The sequence below is a fragment of the Streptomyces sp. NPDC054770 genome, from assembly GCF_053611985.1.
This window is the reverse complement of sequence record NZ_JBSHBL010000019.1, coordinates 114,394-130,498: the sequence shown is the minus strand read 5'-3', so window position 1 is coordinate 130,498 and position 16,105 is coordinate 114,394. Positions and strand designations below refer to the sequence as shown.

The window sequence follows — 16,105 nt, the reverse complement described above, 5'->3', positions numbered from 1 at the left end:
CCGCTGTTGCCGGGCGCGAACGGAAGCATCCCGTCGACCGCGAAGAACTGGAACGACTGCTGCTACGGCTGTCCCGGTTGGACACCGACCTGGGGCTCGCCGAGGTGAAAGTCTCTCAACCTGAGGCACAAGTCGCGCGCAGCGGGCAAGCTGTTGACCTCGGCATGCCGACCGTTGCACACATCGTGGCACGCACCACCTGTATACCGCGCCAGGGGCACCTGTGATCGTTCTCGACACCAACCAGCTCGATGCAGCGGCGTTCCCTCACGGGGCGATTCTGGGAATGCTCCGCAAAATCGCAGAAATACATAAGCTATCTCTAGCCATACCCGAAATGGTTGCCGTTGAGCACACGGCCCATCACCGGCACGATGTCGAGTTGGCCATCCGCGACGCACGCAAAGCGCTCTCCATGCTCGACAAAACCTACGGCCAAGATCTGACGTCACACGTGAGCGGCCTATCAGCTGACGAGGCTGCAGACCGACGGCGCAGTGCTCTGGAAGAGATCTTCACCATCCTGCCAACTCCTGCCGGAGCAGCGGAAGAGGCACTCAAACGGGAAGCGAATCGGCAGCCACCCGCAAACCAGGTTTGGGGCGCCAACGGCAAGCCGGTCAAAGCCACCGGAGCTCGCGATGTCACGATCTGGCTCACCCTTCTGGAAACAGCGGCTGCGCACGACGAAGACGTCTGGTTCCTCAGTATGGACGGTGACTTCGGCAAGAGCGACTTCCATCCTCTGCTCCGCGAAGAGGCCGAACAGAAACTCGGGGAGAAGGCCACGAGGCTCCGACTGCTGCCCGGAGGTATCGAACAGCTGCTCAGTGAGCGGGTCGAGCCCGTCGAGGCTCCTGAGAACCTTGAGGAACTACTCAACGGCCCGGTCGTCGCCCACGCAGTCAACATTGCCTTGATGGGCGGTTCCCTGTTCTTCCGCCTTCTGCCAGCTCTGTCATCTGACGTCGACGACCCTGGTGGATACTTCAAGTCGTCCGGAATACTTCTGAAACTGAGGCGTCTCAAGAAACACCGCACCTACCGGGTCGAAGACCGTATCTGGGTCAGTGCACAGCTGGACTGGCAGGGCGCCAAGATCTTTGAACATCTCCAAGGTCAATCCGCTGAGACCGTCTGGGCCGAGGAAATCAACTTCGCCTTCGAAACGACTGTTCTTCTGGAGGTCCAAGACGCTCGCGCCAGGTCGGCCGAAGTCGTCTCTGCAGGGGCTCCGGCTGTCAGTGACACGCTTCAGCTCGTCGATCCAGGTGACCAGGGCATCGGCTGGGCACTCGTCCGGCATGCTGAATCCGCTCCCTTGAGGCTGGTCAGGATGCAAATTGACGAGCGGTGATCTTCCGCAACGCCCTGGCCATCGACGAGATCGGTCAGCGGCTGCTGGAAGAGTGCTGGACGATCGGTCCCGACGGGCCTGGCCAGCATCTCGTCGTACCTGACCGAGGGCATCAACCGCGGGCCTTGGCCAGGCCGCCTGACCGTCGGCTTGCGGGCATGCCGGGCGGTCCGTCACCGAGCACCCGTCGTATCGGGGCCCGGTATCGGATTCGTCATCTTCGGTGGTGGCAGTCGGGGAGGCGGTGGACGCCGGTGAGGGATTTCAGCGGGGCACGATGCGGCTGCACATCCTGCACCACGCGGTGCAGGAGGAGATCCATGGCGCGTGGATGGCCGAGGAACTGGCCGGCCAGGGCTGCCAGATCAGCCTCGGCGCGCTGTACCCCACGCTGCACTGGTCGGACGGCCTGCTGGTCCCTGAGCACGGGTGGTCGGCGTCCGTACCCGCCGCGTCTACCGGGCCACCGAGCGGCGGGGAAGGCGGCGCCGGCCGAGGACCGGCGGCGCTGGCCCGCGAGGTCCTGCCCGCCGACGACCAGCCCCGCCCGCAGCCGGACAGTCCGTTTTCCGGTGCGGCGGACAGGTCCCTTCACGGCTCAGCCGGGAGCGTGCCGTCGCCTACCGGCAGAGGTCGAACGGCCCGCGGAGGTCGGGCACTCGGGGCAGACCCGGGCTGCGGACACATGGCGAGGCCCCAGGCCGTCCCTCGGCCCGGAGCCTCTGATCCGTGACTAACTCAGCTGGTCTTGTGGCCCCATCGCGGTCCCACCAGACCCCATTCCCGGTCCCATTCGTCGAAGCGGCGGCAGTCGAGCCGCCACCGGGCCACCGCACCGGCGCCGAACACCAGTCCGGCGAGTGCGAGCGCGGCCGTGGTACCCAAAAACCCGGACTCGATTGCGGCCTCCGCGGAGCCCGTCGGCGCGAGGGCGAGCTGGCCCTGGCCGTCCTGCCAGACCGTGACCTTGGTGCCGGCCTTGAGCCCCGTGCTCACAAGCGTCCTGCCCGTGCGGATCGAACCGTCGGGTGTCGTCCAGCGCACCGACGCCGACCGGCGATCGGTTCCGCCGAGCGCGCCTGTGCTGCGCGGGACGTCGTTCAGGAGCTCGGCTCGGACGGAATGCCGTTCCGTTCGCTGCCGCGCGAACATATCGTCCGCGGTATGGGCCGTGACCAGTCCGGTGACGGTGCCGCCCACAGCGACGACCGTCCACGTGGCCAGCACGATCCACGCCTCGACGATGTCATGGCGCCGCCGCAGCGGATTGTTCCGCCACCGCCACAGCAGTTTCCTTGAGTACCCGGTCCTGGGCATCGGTCCGCACCTCCTTCTCGTCGTCGTGGCGACACGTCCGAAGATGACAGCCGCGACCCTGCCGCGACATGGGCCGACCAGGTGCCGCAGAGAGGCCGCTCGGGACCAACTCCGCAAGCGGACAGGGCCGTTTAGCCCAGGAGGCGACGAGATCTGTCGGACTCCCGCTCATATCCATCGGCTTCTGCCGGCGGCGGGGCGGGGGTGTCGATGACTGCAGGGGCAGAGCGCGAGCGGTCCGGCGCAGGAGGCTGAGTGTTCAACCTGCAGGTCGCACTGACCCGCTTCGGATGGTCACCAGCCACCCGCCTGCTGCCCGGCCCCTGGGACCCCGTGTTGCTCGCCACCGAGCGGCCCACCGAGCCCACGGCCCGAAAAGTCCCTGTTGGGCAGGTCGGACAGGACTCGCGGGCCCGCTGCGGCACCGGGCGACGGTAGGGGTCCGTCTGGCGGGGGACAGGGTCCGGACCGGCCCAAGCGGCGCGCACTGTCGCTGGTCAAGCTGGGATCTGTGGGGCGATCTCGCTCGCTTGGCACTCGACGGGCGGAAGGTGAGGAGTGTCATGAGGGATCACGTCTTCCACGGCCCTGGGTAGTCCGCGCCCGCACTACCGGCGGACGCCTTCCCCACCTCGAACGAGGTGGGAGTGCCCGACGGGCACGTGTGCCGGGCACCGTCGCCGTCGATCTGGCCGAGTCCCGGCTGGAAGCCGCAGGGCGGCTCGCCTCCGACACCGTGGCCGATGCCCGGGACCCCCAGGGCAGCTGATCGCCAACCTCATCGACGTGTTCGCCCTTCCACCGGGTACCGGACACGCCGCGCCCGCCCCCGAGTTCATCGAACTCAGCAGGACCGAGTGCGGCGACCTGCTCTCGACTCACGGGGGTGAGACGGCTCGCCGTGTCCACGGCCCTGGGGCCGGTGATCGTGCCGGTCAACTACAGCGTCGTCGACGGGACGATCGCCTTCCGGACCGTCCGCGGTGCGACACCGTCGCTGGCGTCCAGGCGCCCGGTCGCCTTCGAGGTGGACCGTATCGACGACGTGTTCAGCCAGGGCTGGAGCGTGCTGGTACGCGGACACGCACACCTGGTGACGTACCTCGGCGAGCAGCTCCGACTGGCGGAACAGGCCAGCAGCACCCCATGGGCGGGCGGTCGTCGCGACCTGTGGGTGCGTATCGATCCGTTCGCGGTCACGGGACGCCGGATCTCGGTCTGATCAGGGGCCTGACTCAGAGTGGCCGGGGACCGGTGGCCCCCGACCGCAGGCTTCCGGACCGTTCCAGGACTGACGAGTGCAGGAGAGTTCGTCGGGTCCCGTCGTCAGCGGCCCGGATGCAGCCGACCGGGCCGGTCGGGAGCCTGTGCTGTCCGAGATGCTCCTCCGCGTGCTGTCGGAGGGGGAGCAACATCCGCCTGCGCATGTACCAGCGAGCGGGGACGGATCGTCACGGAGACGGCTGGGGCGTTGCGATTCCGCTGCCCACCAGTTAGGCCTTCGCCATCACACAGTTCCTCGTTCGCGCCGATCGATCACGAACCGCATTTCCTGGGTCTTGCTGCGGTCCGGGGTCGGGTCTGTGGGCTGTTGGTCACGCGGTGGGGCCGTTCGGTCTGGTAGCGGGTCGCGTCGGTGTCTGCCCCGGTCGGCGCGTCGTCGCCGACCAGGTCTGTGCCTACCGCGGATTCAGGCCGTGCGGGAGACCTCCGCAGCGCTGCCGGGGTCGGCTTCGCGGCGGGACCGCCGGGTTCCGCCGCGCCACGGCGGGGTCGCCTTCCGGTCGCCGTCGTCCCAGGAGTGGGCGGCCTTGTCGATCTGGCCGCGCAGCCGGTCCTGGAGCCGGTCGACGGCCTCGGTGCCCGTGGCCTCCTCGGCCTGGGCGGTCACCTGGCGACCGCCGACGTGCAGGTCGGCCGTGGCCAGCCACGGGTGGTCGGCGTGGCGAGCGGCCGCCCGCACGATGCGCACGACTCCCGTGACGGCCGGCAGTCCCGGCCTGCTCACGACGGCGTCGATCTTCGTACGGGCGTACGCCAGCGTCGCTTCGTCCACGGGGCCGTCGGAACGCAGCCGCACGGTGGGCGTCGCCTGGGCGTGGTCGGTGGTCATGGGTGTTCCTCCATCGGACATCGGAATGCTGGGGGACTCGAACGTTCGGCGTGATTCAGGCCGCGGTGCCGGGGAGCCACAGGTCGGTGCCGAAGACCTCGTAGCGGATGCGCCGTGCGGGCACCCCGGCGGCGAGCAGTTGTCCGCGTACCGCGCGCATGAAGGGGAGCGGGCCGCACAGGAACACCGTTGATCCGTCAGGGAGGTGGATGCCGTCCAGGTTCATCAGACCGGTGCGGGCGTCGGGTTCCTCCGCTCCGGGGCGCTCGTAACAGAAGACGGCGCGGGCACCCGGAAGCCGTCCGACGAGGTCGTGTGCCTCGGCGCGCAGTGCGTGGTCGCCGGGGGAACGGTCGGCGTGCAGGACCAGCACCGGACGGGTCGAGCCGAGGGCGGCCAGGTGGGCCAGGATGCCGGTCATGGGCGTGCAGCCGATGCCTGCCGAGACCAGCACGAGCGGGGGCGTGGCGTCGGCCGGGTCGTCGAGGAAGACGTCCCCGAACGGCGCGGACAGCATCAGCTCGTCCCCCTCGCGGACGCGGTCGTGGAGCAGGGCGGAGACCTCGCCGTCCGGCCCGGTGGCCTCGCCTGCCAGCCGCTTCACGGTGATCCGCCGCAGATCTCCGCCCGGGTCCGAGGACAGGCTGTACTGGCGCAGTTGGCGGACCCCGTCGGCCATGCGCAGACGGACGCTCACGTTCTGGCCCGCGCGGGCCCGCGGCGCCGGTCCGCCGTCCGCCGGGCGGAGCAGGAAGGACATCACGTCGGGGGTCTCGGTGCGACGCTCGACGACCGTCCAGGGACGCCAGATCTTGCCCTGCCGGACGCCCGCGTCCTGGAGAGGCGGGCCTCCTGGGCGATCAGGGCGCCGGCCATCAGCCAGTAGACCTCGTCCCAGGCGGCCGCCACCTCCGGCGTGACCGCCTCGTCTAGAACCTCGGCTATCGCACCGAACAGGTACTTGTGCACGATCGTGTACTGGTCGTCCGTGACGCCGACCGCGGCGTGCTTGTGGGCGATCCGGCCAGGAGCGTGTCCGGGCGGGTGTCCGGCTCGTCGAGCAGCGCGGTCGCGAAGGCGGCGATCGATCCGGCGAGGGCCTGGCGCTGTGCGCCGCTGGCCTGGTTGCCGCGGTTGAACATGCCGTCGAGCAGTTCCGGACGGCCGTGGAACATCGTGGCGTAGAAGCGGGTGGTGATCTCGTCGAGGCTCCGGCCACGGCGGGGAGGGTGGCCCGGACGAGGGCGGCGGATTCTGCGGACAGCATGGAAGACCTCCCGGAAAGGGCGACTTGAAAGGGAAGAGGGAGCCGCATCGATGTGGGCGGCGATCTCTGTGTAGCAGGCGCCTGACCCTGTTTCGGCGCCGTACGAGGGCGGTGGTCCGAAGAGGGGCCGAAGGGCCCGTCACCTGGGGAGGACCGGCCCCGCCGGGCTTCTCCCACCAGGGCCGGACGGCTCTGCGGCATCGGCCCGTCGGCCCCTGTCACGACCGGCGCCCTGAACGGACGCCGGCGCGACGGCGGCGCTGATGCGCGCTACGGCCGTGCCGCCTGCTCATGGGCGGGACGGTCCTGCGTACGGCCGTAGTAGGCGAGGCGCATGAGCTCCTGCATGTCGTCGAGCATGGGCATCCGCGGGTTGGCGGGCGCGCACTGGTCCTCGTAGGCGTTGAGGGCCTGCTGGGGCAGGGCGTCGAGGAACGCGCGCTCGTCGACGCCGAGGGCCTGGAACGTCGGCTCGATGCCCACCGCGTCGCGGAGCCGCTCCACCGCCGAGGCCAGCGACTCGACGCCCTCGGCGGGCGTGGTGGCGGGCAGGCCGAGGGTGCGGGCGATGTCCTGGAAGCGTTCCGGAGCACGGTAGTTCTCGTACTTGGGCCAGCCGGTGAGCTTGGTGGGGACGGTGCCGTTGTAGCGGATGACGTGCGGCAGCAGAACGGCGTTGGTGCGCCCGTGCGCGATGTGGAAGGTGGCGCCGAGGGTGTGGGACATCGCGTGGACGATGCCGAGGAAGGCGTTGCCGAACGCCATGCCCGCGATGGTGCCGGCGTTGTGCATCTTCTCCCGGGCCCTGGGCTGTGCCGCGCGGTCGTTCACCGCGGCCCCGATGTTGTCGAAGATCAGCCGGATCGCGTGCAGGGCCGGGCCGTCGGTGAAGTCGTTGGCGTACACCGACACATACGCCTCGATGGCGTGGGTGAGGGCGTCGAAGCCGCTGTCGGCGGCCAGCGCCCGGGGCAGCCCGGTCGTGAGCAGCGGGTCGACGATGGCCACGCTGGGAGTGAGCGCGTAGTCGGCCAGCGGGTACTTCTTGCCGGTGGCGGGATCCGAGATGACGGCGAACGGGGTCACCTCGGCACCGGTGCCGGAGGTGGTGGGGATGCACACCAGGCGGGCCAGCCCGCCCAGTGTCGGGAAGCGGAAGGCGCGCTTGCGGATGTCGGAGAACTTGTGGCGCATGTCGGCGAAGTCGACGTCCTTGCCCTCGGCCTGCTGTTCGTACAGCAGCCACATCACCTTGGCCGCGTCCATGGGGGAGCCGCCGCCGAGGGCGATGATGGTGTCGGGGCGGAAGTCGCCCATGAGGCGGGCGCCGCGCCGGACGGAGTCGATGCTGGGCTCGGGTTCGACGTTGTCGATGACCTGGATGGTGACCGGCTCCCGGCGCCGTCGCAGCACGCGCTCGACCCGGTCGACGAGGCCGAGGCGGGTCATCGTCGCGTCGGTGACGACGGTGACGCGGTGGACGTCCGGCATGGAGGTCAGGTAGCGGATGGACTGCGGCTCGAAGTAGATCTTCGGTGGGACCTTGAACCACTGGAGGTTGTTGTGGCGCACCGAGACGCGCTTGACGTTCAAGAGCTGGGCCGCGGAGACGTTGTTGGAGACCGAGGTGCTGCCCCAGGAACCGCAGCCGAGCGTCAGTGACGGGAGCAGGCTGTTGTAGATCCCGCCGATCGCGCCCTGCGACGAGGGTGAGTTGACGATGATCCGTACGGTCTTCATGCGTCGGCCGTACGCCTCGGCCAGGGCGCTGTCCTCGGTGTGGATGACGGCGCTGTGGCCCTGCCCGTGAAAGTCGACCATGTCGGCGGCGAGGTCGAAGCCCCGCTGCTCGGAGTCGGCGCGCAGGACTGCGAGGACCGGGCACAGTTTCTCCCGGGTGAGCGGTTCCTGCGGGCCGACCTGAGCGGCCTCGACCAGGATGAGGGACGTGTCGGCCGGTACGGTGAACCCGGCCTGCTCGGCGATCCACGCCGGGCTCTGGCCGACGGCCGCGGAGTTCACCTTGGGCTCGCAGCCGGCCACCGTGGCCTTGTCGGCCGACCGGGAGGCCGGGAACAGGAACGCCTCCAGCTTCGCCTTCTCCTCGGCGGTCGCCACGTGGGCGTGCAGCGTACGGAATTCGGCCAGGGCGGCGTCGTAGATCTCCTCGTCCAGGATGACGGCCTGTTCGGAGGCGCAGATCATGCCGTTGTCGAACGGCTTGGACAGCACCAGGTCGTTGACGGCTCGGCGCAGCTCGGCGCTCTTGTGCACGTACGCGGGGACGTTGCCGGCGCCCACGCCCAGGGCGGGCTTGCCGGCCGAGTAGGCGGCCTTGACCATGGCGTTGCCGCCGGTGGCGAGGATGAGCGAGACACCCGGGTGCCGCATCAGGGCGCCGGTCGCCTCGACGGAGGGGGTTTCGATCCACTGCACGCAGTGCTCGGGCGCACCCGCCGCGACCGCCGCGTCGCGCACGACACGGGCCGCCTGTGCGCTGCAGCGCTGGGCGGAGGGGTGGAAGGCGAACACGACCGGGTTGCGGGTCTTCAGCGCCATCAGCGCCTTGAAGATCGTGGTGGAGGTCGGGTTGGTGACCGGTGTGACCGCGCACACGACGCCGACGGGCTCGGCGACCTCGATCATGTCGTCGATGTCGTCGCGGGCGATGACCCCGACCGTCTTCATCGGGCCCATGCTGTGCGTGACGTGTTCACAGGCGAACATGTTCTTGGCGGCCTTGTCCTCGAAGACTCCGCGTCCGGTCTCGTCCACGGCGAGTCGCGCGAGCGCGGTGTGCTGGTCCAGGGCGGCGACCGAGGCCTTCTTCACGATGTGGTCGACCTGCTCCTGGTCGAGCGCCTCGTAGTCGGCCAGTGCCTTGAGTCCGTTCGCCACAAGCCGGTCCACCGCGATGGCGCTGTCGGACGGCGCCTCGGTGAGTCCGGTGGTCTCGCTGCGGTCGTCGTGGCGGGTCATGGTGGGCGAGCCTCCGTCGTCGAGAGACCGCCGCCGCAGGGGCGGCGGCGCGGGGTGAGAGCACGGGGTGGGAGCGGTACTGCGGGGGATCGGTACCGCTCCCACCAGCAGCGTCTCTCTTCAGCGGGGCCCGCCCCCAGGTCCCGCCGGTCCCTTCGGAGGGCTGACCGGTCCCGAATCGATGCGGACGTTCAGCCCGTTGACAACGCCGACCACTCCGTCCACCCGATACGTCAGCCGGATCGCGAGCGGGATGTCGTCCCGTTGACTGACGGCCCCGGTGAGCGTGACCATGCCGTCCCGGACCGACACGGTCACAGTGTCGGCCGGCAGGCCCAGGGCACGGGTCACCACCTCGTCGGACACCTCCTGGCGGATCTCGTCGTCGGTGCGCAGGAAGACACGCAGCAGATCCCGGCGGGTGGCGATGCCGATCAGCCGGTCCTCCTCGTCGACGACCGGGAGGCGTTCGACGCCGTGACGTTCCATCACGCGCGCGGCGTCCGCGATCCGCTGTTCCGGATGCACGGTGACCGCGGGCGTCGTCATCAGCTCCTGTGCGGTGCCGGCCCCGGCGCGGGTGACCGCGGCCGCCCGACGGGCCCCGCGCCTCAGCGGAGGGATGCGGAGCCTTCCCGTCCGGCCGGATACGGACGTGGCTGCCTGGTGCCGGATCAGATCCGTCTCGGAGACCACGCCCACGACCTTGTCGTCGTGATCCACGACGGGCAGCCCGCTGATCCGATGCCGGTCCAGCAACCGCACCAGATCCTTGAACGACGTGTCCCGGTGCGCCTCGACGACGTCGCCTGTCATCACCTCACCGACGATGCGGGCCATGGCACCCACTTCCTTCCTCATCCGGTGTCCAGGTCGGGTCGTCCACCGGATCTGCGTGCGGGGCGGGCCGTCGCCGGCCGGATCCGATACCTGGTTCAAGGCTCCCTCCCGCGCCTCGTGCCGAGCAGGGCCGAGTGTCCTGTGCGGAGGGTCTGACCCGCCCACGGCTCGGTGGGTGGGTCTCCGGGACCCGGGAGCAGAAGGTCCCGCTGCCGTCGGTGCGGGGCCGTTCCGCCACGGAGCCCGACCCTTGTCACCTGCTGTCGCTCGTCCCCGTCTCGGGGAGCGCGGCCCGTCCTGCCTCCAGGCGGGCGACCGGGACGCGGAACGGTGAGCAGGAGACGTAGTCGAGGCCCGCCGCATGGAAGAAGTGGACCGAGTCCGGATCCCCGCCGTGTTCACCGCAGACGCCGATCTTCAGGTCAGGTCGCCGCGCGCGCCCCTCGTCGACGGCGATCCGCACCAGCCGGCCCACGCCCGTGATGTCCAGCGTCTCGAACGGTGAGGCGGCGAAGATGCCCTTGTCGAGGTAGGCGGAGAAGAACGCGGCCTCGACGTCGTCGCGGGAGAAGCCCCAGGTGGTCTGGGTGAGGTCGTTGGTGCCGAAGGAGAAGAACTCCGCCTCCTCGGCGATCCGGCCGGCCGTGAGCGCGGCCCGGGGCAGCTCGATCATGGTGCCGACCGGGCAGTGCACCGGGACACCGGACTCCTCGGCGACCTCGGCAAGGACGCGTTCCACCTCTTCGCGTTCGATCCGCAGCTCCTCGACCGCGCCGACGAGCGGCACCATGATCTCCGCCTCGGGGGAGCCCCCTGCCCTCGTGCGCGCCACGACCGCCTCGGCGATCGCACGCACCTGCATGGCGACCAGCCCCGGCACGACCAGGCCCAGGCGGACACCGCGCAGGCCGAGCATCGGGTTCTCCTCGTGCATGCGGTTGACGGCGTCGAGCAGCTCGGTGTCGTGCGGCTCGGGCACCGCGCCCCGGGCCTCGGCGGTGGCGATCCGCACGGCGAGGTCGGTGCGGTCGGGCAGGAACTCGTGCAGGGGCGGGTCGATGAGCCGGATGGTGACCGGCAGGCCGTCCATCGCCTCCAGGATGCCGATGAAGTCCTGGCGCTGGAGCGGCAGCAGTGCGCCCAGCGCATCCTTGCGCTCGGTCTCGTCGCGGGCCAGGATCATCGCCTCGACCAGCTTGCGGCGCTCGCCGAGGAACATGTGCTCGGTGCGGCACAACCCGACGCCCTGCGCGCCGAACCGCCGGGCCCGGGCGGCGTCCTCGGGCGTGTCGGCGTTCGCCCGCACCTCAAGACGCCGCACCCCGTCGGCCCGCTCCATGGCCCGGGCCACGGCGTCGACCAGTCCCGCCGACCGCTCACCGGTCTCGAAGTACCGCATCACCTCGGAGTCGACCAGCGGCGCGGCACCCAGGTACACGGCGCCCCCGGAGCCGTCGACGGAGACGACGGTGCCCTCCTCGACGACGGTGTCTCCCACGGTGAAGCGCCGCGCCGCGGTGTCCACGGAGAGCTCCTCGGCGCCGCACACGCACACCCTGCCCATGCCGCGGGCGACCACGGCCGCGTGGCTGGTCTTGCCGCCACGGCTGGTCAGCACCGCCTGCGCGGCGATCATGCCGGGGAGGTCGTCGGGGGTGGTCTCCTGGCGTACGAGGACGACCTTCTCGCCCGCGGTGGCGCGGCGGACGGCTTCGGCCGAGTCGAACACGGCGGCGCCCACGGCCGCACCCGGCGAGGCCGGCAGACCGTGCGCCAGCGCCTCGCCGACGGCCGCGGTGTCGAACCGGGGGAACATCAGCCGGGCGAGGCCGTCCCCGCTCACGCGGGACAGACCCTCATCGGCGGTGATCAGGCCCTCGTCGACCAGCTCGGCGCCGATGGCGAACGCGGCTTCGGCGGTGCGCTTGCCCACCCGGGTCTGCAGCATCCACAGCCGGCCGCGCTCGATGGTGAACTCGATGTCGCACAGGTCGCGGTAGTGGGTCTCCAACATCCGCAGGTGGCCGAGCAGTTGGGTGTACGAGGCCGGGTCCAGTTCCTCCAGGGCGGTCAGCGGGACGGTGTTGCGGATGCCGGCGACGACGTCCTCGCCCTGCGCGTTCGCCAGATAGTCCCCGTAGAGGCCGGGCAGTCCCGTGGCCGGGTCGCGGGTGAAGGCGACGCCGCTGCCGGAGTCGGGGCCGAGGTTGCCGAAGACCATGGTCTGCACGTTGACCGCGGTGCCCAGGTCATCGGCGATGTGCTCGCGGCGGCGGTAGACGCGGGCGCGTTCGCCCTGCCAGGACTCGAAGACGGCGAGGACGGCCCGGCGCAGCTGCTCGTCCGGGGACTGCGGGAAGTCCTCTCCGGTCTCCTGACGGATGATGTCCTTGTACGTCCCGACGAGCCCCGCCAGGTCCGCCGCTTCCAGGCCCAGGTCGTTCGCCGCGCCACGGTCCCGTTTGAGGTCGGCCATGGAGTGCTCGAAGAGAGCGCCGTCGACCCCCATGACGATGCTACCGAACATCTGTACGAGGCGACGGTAGGAGTCCCAGGCGAAGCGTTCGTTCCCGGACACCTTCGCCAGGCCGAGGACGGACTCGTCGTTGAGTCCGATGTCGAGGATCGTCTCCATCATGCCGGGCATCGAGAACCGCGCCCCGGAGCGGACGGACAGCAGCAGCGGGTCGTCGGACCGGCCCAGCCGCCGTCCGGCCGCCCGCTCCAAGGTCGTCAGGTGCTCGGTGATCTCGCCCGCCAGACCGTCCGGCTCGGCGCCGGTGGCGAGAAACGCCCGGCAGGCCTCGGTGGTTACGGTGAAACCCGGCGGGACGGGCAGCCCCAGCCGGGTCATCTCGGCCAGGTTGGCTCCCTTGCCGCCGAGCAGGTCGGCCTTGTCACGGCCGCCCTCTGTGAAGTCGTACACGTAACGGATCATGACGCCGGTCTCCTCCGTCGGTCTCAGGGCGGGGTACAGCTCCAGCGTCGGGCCGCCGGGATCGCGGGGGCAGGTGCTGTCGGTCCCTGCCACTGGGCCGACCGGCCCAGGCGGGAGCTGGAGAACTCGGCATGGTTCGTCACCATGTCCTACTGCCGACGGTCGCTGTGGTCGCCGTGGTTGCCGTGGCAGTGAGAGGCCCTCCCGGACCGACGGCCCCAGGGTCCATGCGGCCCCGCGCGCAAGGGCCCCGTCGGACCTCCGCCCGACCCCCTTGGCTCATGCGCGCCAGCCTGAGCCGGAGTTGGCTGGAAGCAGGGAGAACGACACAGATCAGGGAGGGCGAGGACATTGGGTACCAGTCTCACACCGGAGTTCTGGGAGAGGTTCGCGGTGTTGCTCGTGCTGGCGTTGGGACTCACGTGCGTCCTCGCCGCGTTCTTCGACGACCTCGTGGTCCGGCTGCAGAGCCGTCGGGCGCACCGGAGGCCTCCGGCCCACCAGCCGATCCGGCACCGGGCGGTCCGGGAGGACCATCGCACGTCGGTGCACTCCTGACGCGCGCGGCAGACAAGGTTCCGAGTGGGCCGGGGACATGGTCCCTGGCCCACTGCGGTCGATGCGCCGGGGGCACGGCGATCACGCCGGGCGGTCACCTCGCGGTGGAGCCGCACGTCTCCCGCGTCCCAGAGGGCCGATCGGGCCCCGTGGGAGGGACCTCGGGCCCCTCCTGTCACGTGCGCGTGCCTCGGAGACTGAGCGTGCATCCCCCAAGGAGGTCCGCACATGTCCGCCATCACCGTCGGTCTCGACGGCTCGCCCGAAAGCCTCGCCGCCGCAGACTGGGCCGCTCGCGAGGCGGCACAACGCGACGTGCCCCTGTGCCTCGTACATGCCGATGACCCACCGCGCCCCATGTTCGTCCCGTACGCGGGATTTCCGGCACTGGACATGCTCGGCGTACGGCGCGCATGGGCCGCCGACCTGTTGCGCGAGGCCGAGACCCGGCTCGCCGGGCGCCACCCCGGGCTCCGGATCACGAGCCGGCAGGTCCAGGAGCAGGCCGTCCCCGCCCTGTTGACAGCCGTCGAGGACGGGGAACTGCTGGTCCTCGGGTCCCGGGGCCTCGGCACCGTGCCCGGATTCATCGTCGGCTCGGTCGCTCTCGCCCTCGTGGCGCGCGCCGAGCGGCCCGTCGTCCTCGTACGGGCCGGTGAGCGCGCCGAGGACGAGCATCTGCCGGACGCCGCGGGCGCCGGGTCGATCACCACCCCCTACCGCGACATCGTCCTGGGCCTGGACGTCGAGAATCCGAACGACGCCGTCATCGAGTTCGCGTTCGAGACCGCCCGTCGTCGAGTGGCCCGTCTGCGGGTGGTCCACGGCTGGACGCAGGCGGCCTCCTACGGCTATGGCGCCGCCCTGGACGCGGGGCTGAACCTCGAACTGGCGGAGGAGATACGGGAGGGGCTGGGCGATGTCCTGCGGCCCTGGCAGGACAAGTTTCCTGGCGTGGAGGTCAGCGCACAGGCCGTGGTCGGCGGCGCCGGCCGCCACCTCGTACACGCGTCACGGGACGCCGCGCTGGTCGTCGTGGGACGAAAACGGCGCCGGGCCTCGGTCGGCGGCCGCATCGGCCCCGTGACCCATGGGGTGCTGCAACACGCCTCCGCGGCGGTCGCGGTGGTGCCGCACGACTGACCGGGGCCGACGCGGGAACGGCGGCGGAGGCGAGGGCCGTCCGGGTCCAGCAGGGGCCCGGACGGCCCACGCATCGCTTGCCGACATCGCGGGACGCTGGAAGCGACCAGGAAGGAGAGGAGGCAGAGCATGAACGGCATGATGGAGCGCCTGCCCGGTTTCCCGGCACTGCCCGAGCTGTTCGGCTGGGTCGAGGGAGGGATCCCCGGGACACGTCTGCCTGCGGGACTCCACGGCATCCGCATCGAGGAACACCTGAAGGACGGGATCTACGTCCTCCGCGCCGAACTCCCCGGCATCGACCCCGACAAGGACGTCGAGATCACGGTGGAGGAGAACGTGCTGACCCTGCGCGCCGAACGCAGCGAGGAGAAGACGGAGAAGCACCGCACCGAGTTCCGTTACGGCACCTTCGCCCGTTCGGTCCGCCTGCCCTCCGCTGCGAAGGGCGACGACGCGGCCGCGCAGTACAAGGACGGTGTGCTGACCATCATGGTCCCGGTCCCGGAGGAGAAGGCGGGAACCAGGACCATCCCGGTTCGGCGCGGCTGAGACAGGGCACGCCGTAGTCGCACCAGGTGTGCGCGGCCGGTCGCTCGCCGGCCGCGCACACTGTCGAAACGGGGTGCTGCCGCCCCCGTAGGACCACGTGCGTCGGGCGGGAGCATGGATGTGCTTGCCCTGTCTGGCAAGGGTCCTTGCCGGACCGGATGGTCTGTGGCGCTGGAGCCCGGGCGCGCGCAGGCTGGTTTCATCAGCACAGGAAGGGCAGCCGGTGGGATGGCTCCGGCCATGAACGCGGCTCGTGACCGGTGCACCGCGGACGGCTCGTGCCTCTCGCCCGTGAGGTCTGCTTCGCGGCTGCCCGGCCGTTGTCGAGACACGCGGAGGCCTGACATGACCACCCGGCATCATGAGGAGAAGACCATGCACGGCAGCCCGCACCGGGTCGGTGACGTGATGACACGGGCTGTCGTGGCCGTGGGCCGCGAGACCCTGTTCAAGGACATCGTCGAGCGCATGGAGCAGTTCAAGGTCAGCGCGATGCCCGTGCTGGAGGGCGACGGGCGGGTGATCGGGGTGGTCTCCGAGGCCGACCTGCTGCCCAAGGAGGAATTCCGGGACAGTGATCCGGACCGGTTCACCCAGCTGCGCCGGCTGCCCGACCTGGCCAAGGCCGGGGCGGTACGCGCCGAAGAGCTGATGAGCACACCGGCGGTCACCGTCCACAGCGACGCCGCACTCGCCGAGGCAGCACGGATCATGGCTCTGCGGCACGTCAAGCGGCTGCCCGTGGTGAATGCCGAGGGCGCGCTCGAAGGCGTGGTCAGCCGTGGCGACCTGCTGAAGGTCTTTCTGCGCCCGGACAACGATCTCGCCGACGAGATCCGCCGCGACGTCGTCGACGTCCTCTTCCCGGCCCCGATCGAGCCCGTACATGTCGTGGTCACCGAGGGCGTCGTGACCCTGACAGGACGTGTCGGCGATGCCGCCCGGATTCCGCTGGCCGCACGTCTGGTCCGGGGCGTCGAAGGCGTGATCGGCGTCAACTGCCGGCTCACCGCCCCCGACGCCGCGTGAACCCCGATCCGG

General features: G+C 70.4%; 11 protein-coding genes and 1 pseudogene. 6 read left to right on the top strand and 6 right to left on the bottom strand.

Going from position 1 to position 16,105, the window contains the following annotated elements; all coding sequences use genetic code 11:
- Positions 1–223: 223 nt before the first annotated feature.
- Positions 224–1,357, top strand: coding sequence for a PIN domain-containing protein (locus ACWGKQ_RS19300; protein WP_453293125.1), 1,134 nt, complete (start codon positions 224–226; stop codon positions 1,355–1,357).
- A 738-nt stretch (positions 1,358–2,095) separates the two neighbouring features.
- Here the strand turns inward: ACWGKQ_RS19300 and ACWGKQ_RS19295 are convergent.
- Complete coding sequence (locus ACWGKQ_RS19295; RefSeq protein WP_453293124.1) at positions 2,096–2,674, bottom strand: Rv1733c family protein; 579 nt, start codon at positions 2,672–2,674, stop codon at positions 2,096–2,098.
- An 886-nt stretch (positions 2,675–3,560) separates the two neighbouring features.
- On the opposite strand from ACWGKQ_RS19295, the gene ACWGKQ_RS19290 reads away from it, so the two are divergent.
- Positions 3,561–3,896: a pyridoxamine 5'-phosphate oxidase family protein gene (locus ACWGKQ_RS19290; RefSeq protein ID WP_453293123.1), complete on the top strand. Its 336-nt coding sequence runs from the start codon at positions 3,561–3,563 to the stop codon at positions 3,894–3,896.
- 468 nt (positions 3,897–4,364) lie between these two features.
- On the opposite strand, the gene ACWGKQ_RS19285 is transcribed toward ACWGKQ_RS19290, so the two are convergent.
- From ACWGKQ_RS19285 to ppdK, 5 genes and pseudogenes are all read right to left on the bottom strand, one after another.
- On the bottom strand, positions 4,365–4,787 hold the full coding sequence (locus tag ACWGKQ_RS19285; protein WP_453293122.1) for a hypothetical protein: 423 nt from the start codon (positions 4,785–4,787) through the stop codon (positions 4,365–4,367).
- 55 nt (positions 4,788–4,842) lie between these two features.
- A pseudogene (locus tag ACWGKQ_RS19280) lies at positions 4,843–6,054 on the bottom strand (globin domain-containing protein).
- Positions 6,055–6,324: 270 nt separating this feature from the next.
- On the bottom strand, positions 6,325–9,033 hold the full coding sequence (gene adhE, locus ACWGKQ_RS19275) for a bifunctional acetaldehyde-CoA/alcohol dehydrogenase (protein ID WP_453293121.1): 2,709 nt from the start codon (positions 9,031–9,033) through the stop codon (positions 6,325–6,327).
- A 120-nt stretch (positions 9,034–9,153) separates the two neighbouring features.
- Positions 9,154–9,873 (bottom strand): CBS domain-containing protein, encoded by a 720-nt coding sequence (locus tag ACWGKQ_RS19270; protein WP_453293120.1) that lies wholly within the window; start codon positions 9,871–9,873, stop codon positions 9,154–9,156.
- 253 nt (positions 9,874–10,126) lie between these two features.
- On the bottom strand, positions 10,127–12,811 hold the full coding sequence (gene ppdK / locus ACWGKQ_RS19265) for a pyruvate, phosphate dikinase (RefSeq protein WP_453293119.1): 2,685 nt from the start codon (positions 12,809–12,811) through the stop codon (positions 10,127–10,129).
- A 351-nt stretch (positions 12,812–13,162) separates the two neighbouring features.
- On the opposite strand from ppdK, the gene ACWGKQ_RS19260 reads away from it, so the two are divergent.
- From ACWGKQ_RS19260 to ACWGKQ_RS19245, 4 genes are all read left to right on the top strand, one after another.
- Complete coding sequence (locus ACWGKQ_RS19260; protein ID WP_453293118.1) at positions 13,163–13,369, top strand: hypothetical protein; 207 nt, start codon at positions 13,163–13,165, stop codon at positions 13,367–13,369.
- Between the two features lie 228 nt (positions 13,370–13,597).
- Positions 13,598–14,512 carry a universal stress protein gene (locus ACWGKQ_RS19255; protein ID WP_453293117.1) on the top strand — a complete coding sequence of 305 codons (915 nt, stop codon included), beginning with the start codon at positions 13,598–13,600 and terminating at the stop codon, positions 14,510–14,512.
- A gap of 129 nt (positions 14,513–14,641) precedes the next feature.
- Positions 14,642–15,064 (top strand): Hsp20/alpha crystallin family protein, encoded by a 423-nt coding sequence (locus ACWGKQ_RS19250; RefSeq protein WP_453293116.1) that lies wholly within the window; start codon positions 14,642–14,644, stop codon positions 15,062–15,064.
- A gap of 375 nt (positions 15,065–15,439) precedes the next feature.
- Positions 15,440–16,093 carry a CBS domain-containing protein gene (locus tag ACWGKQ_RS19245; protein WP_453293139.1) on the top strand — a complete coding sequence of 218 codons (654 nt, stop codon included), beginning with the start codon at positions 15,440–15,442 and terminating at the stop codon, positions 16,091–16,093.
- Positions 16,094–16,105 lie beyond the last annotated feature (12 nt).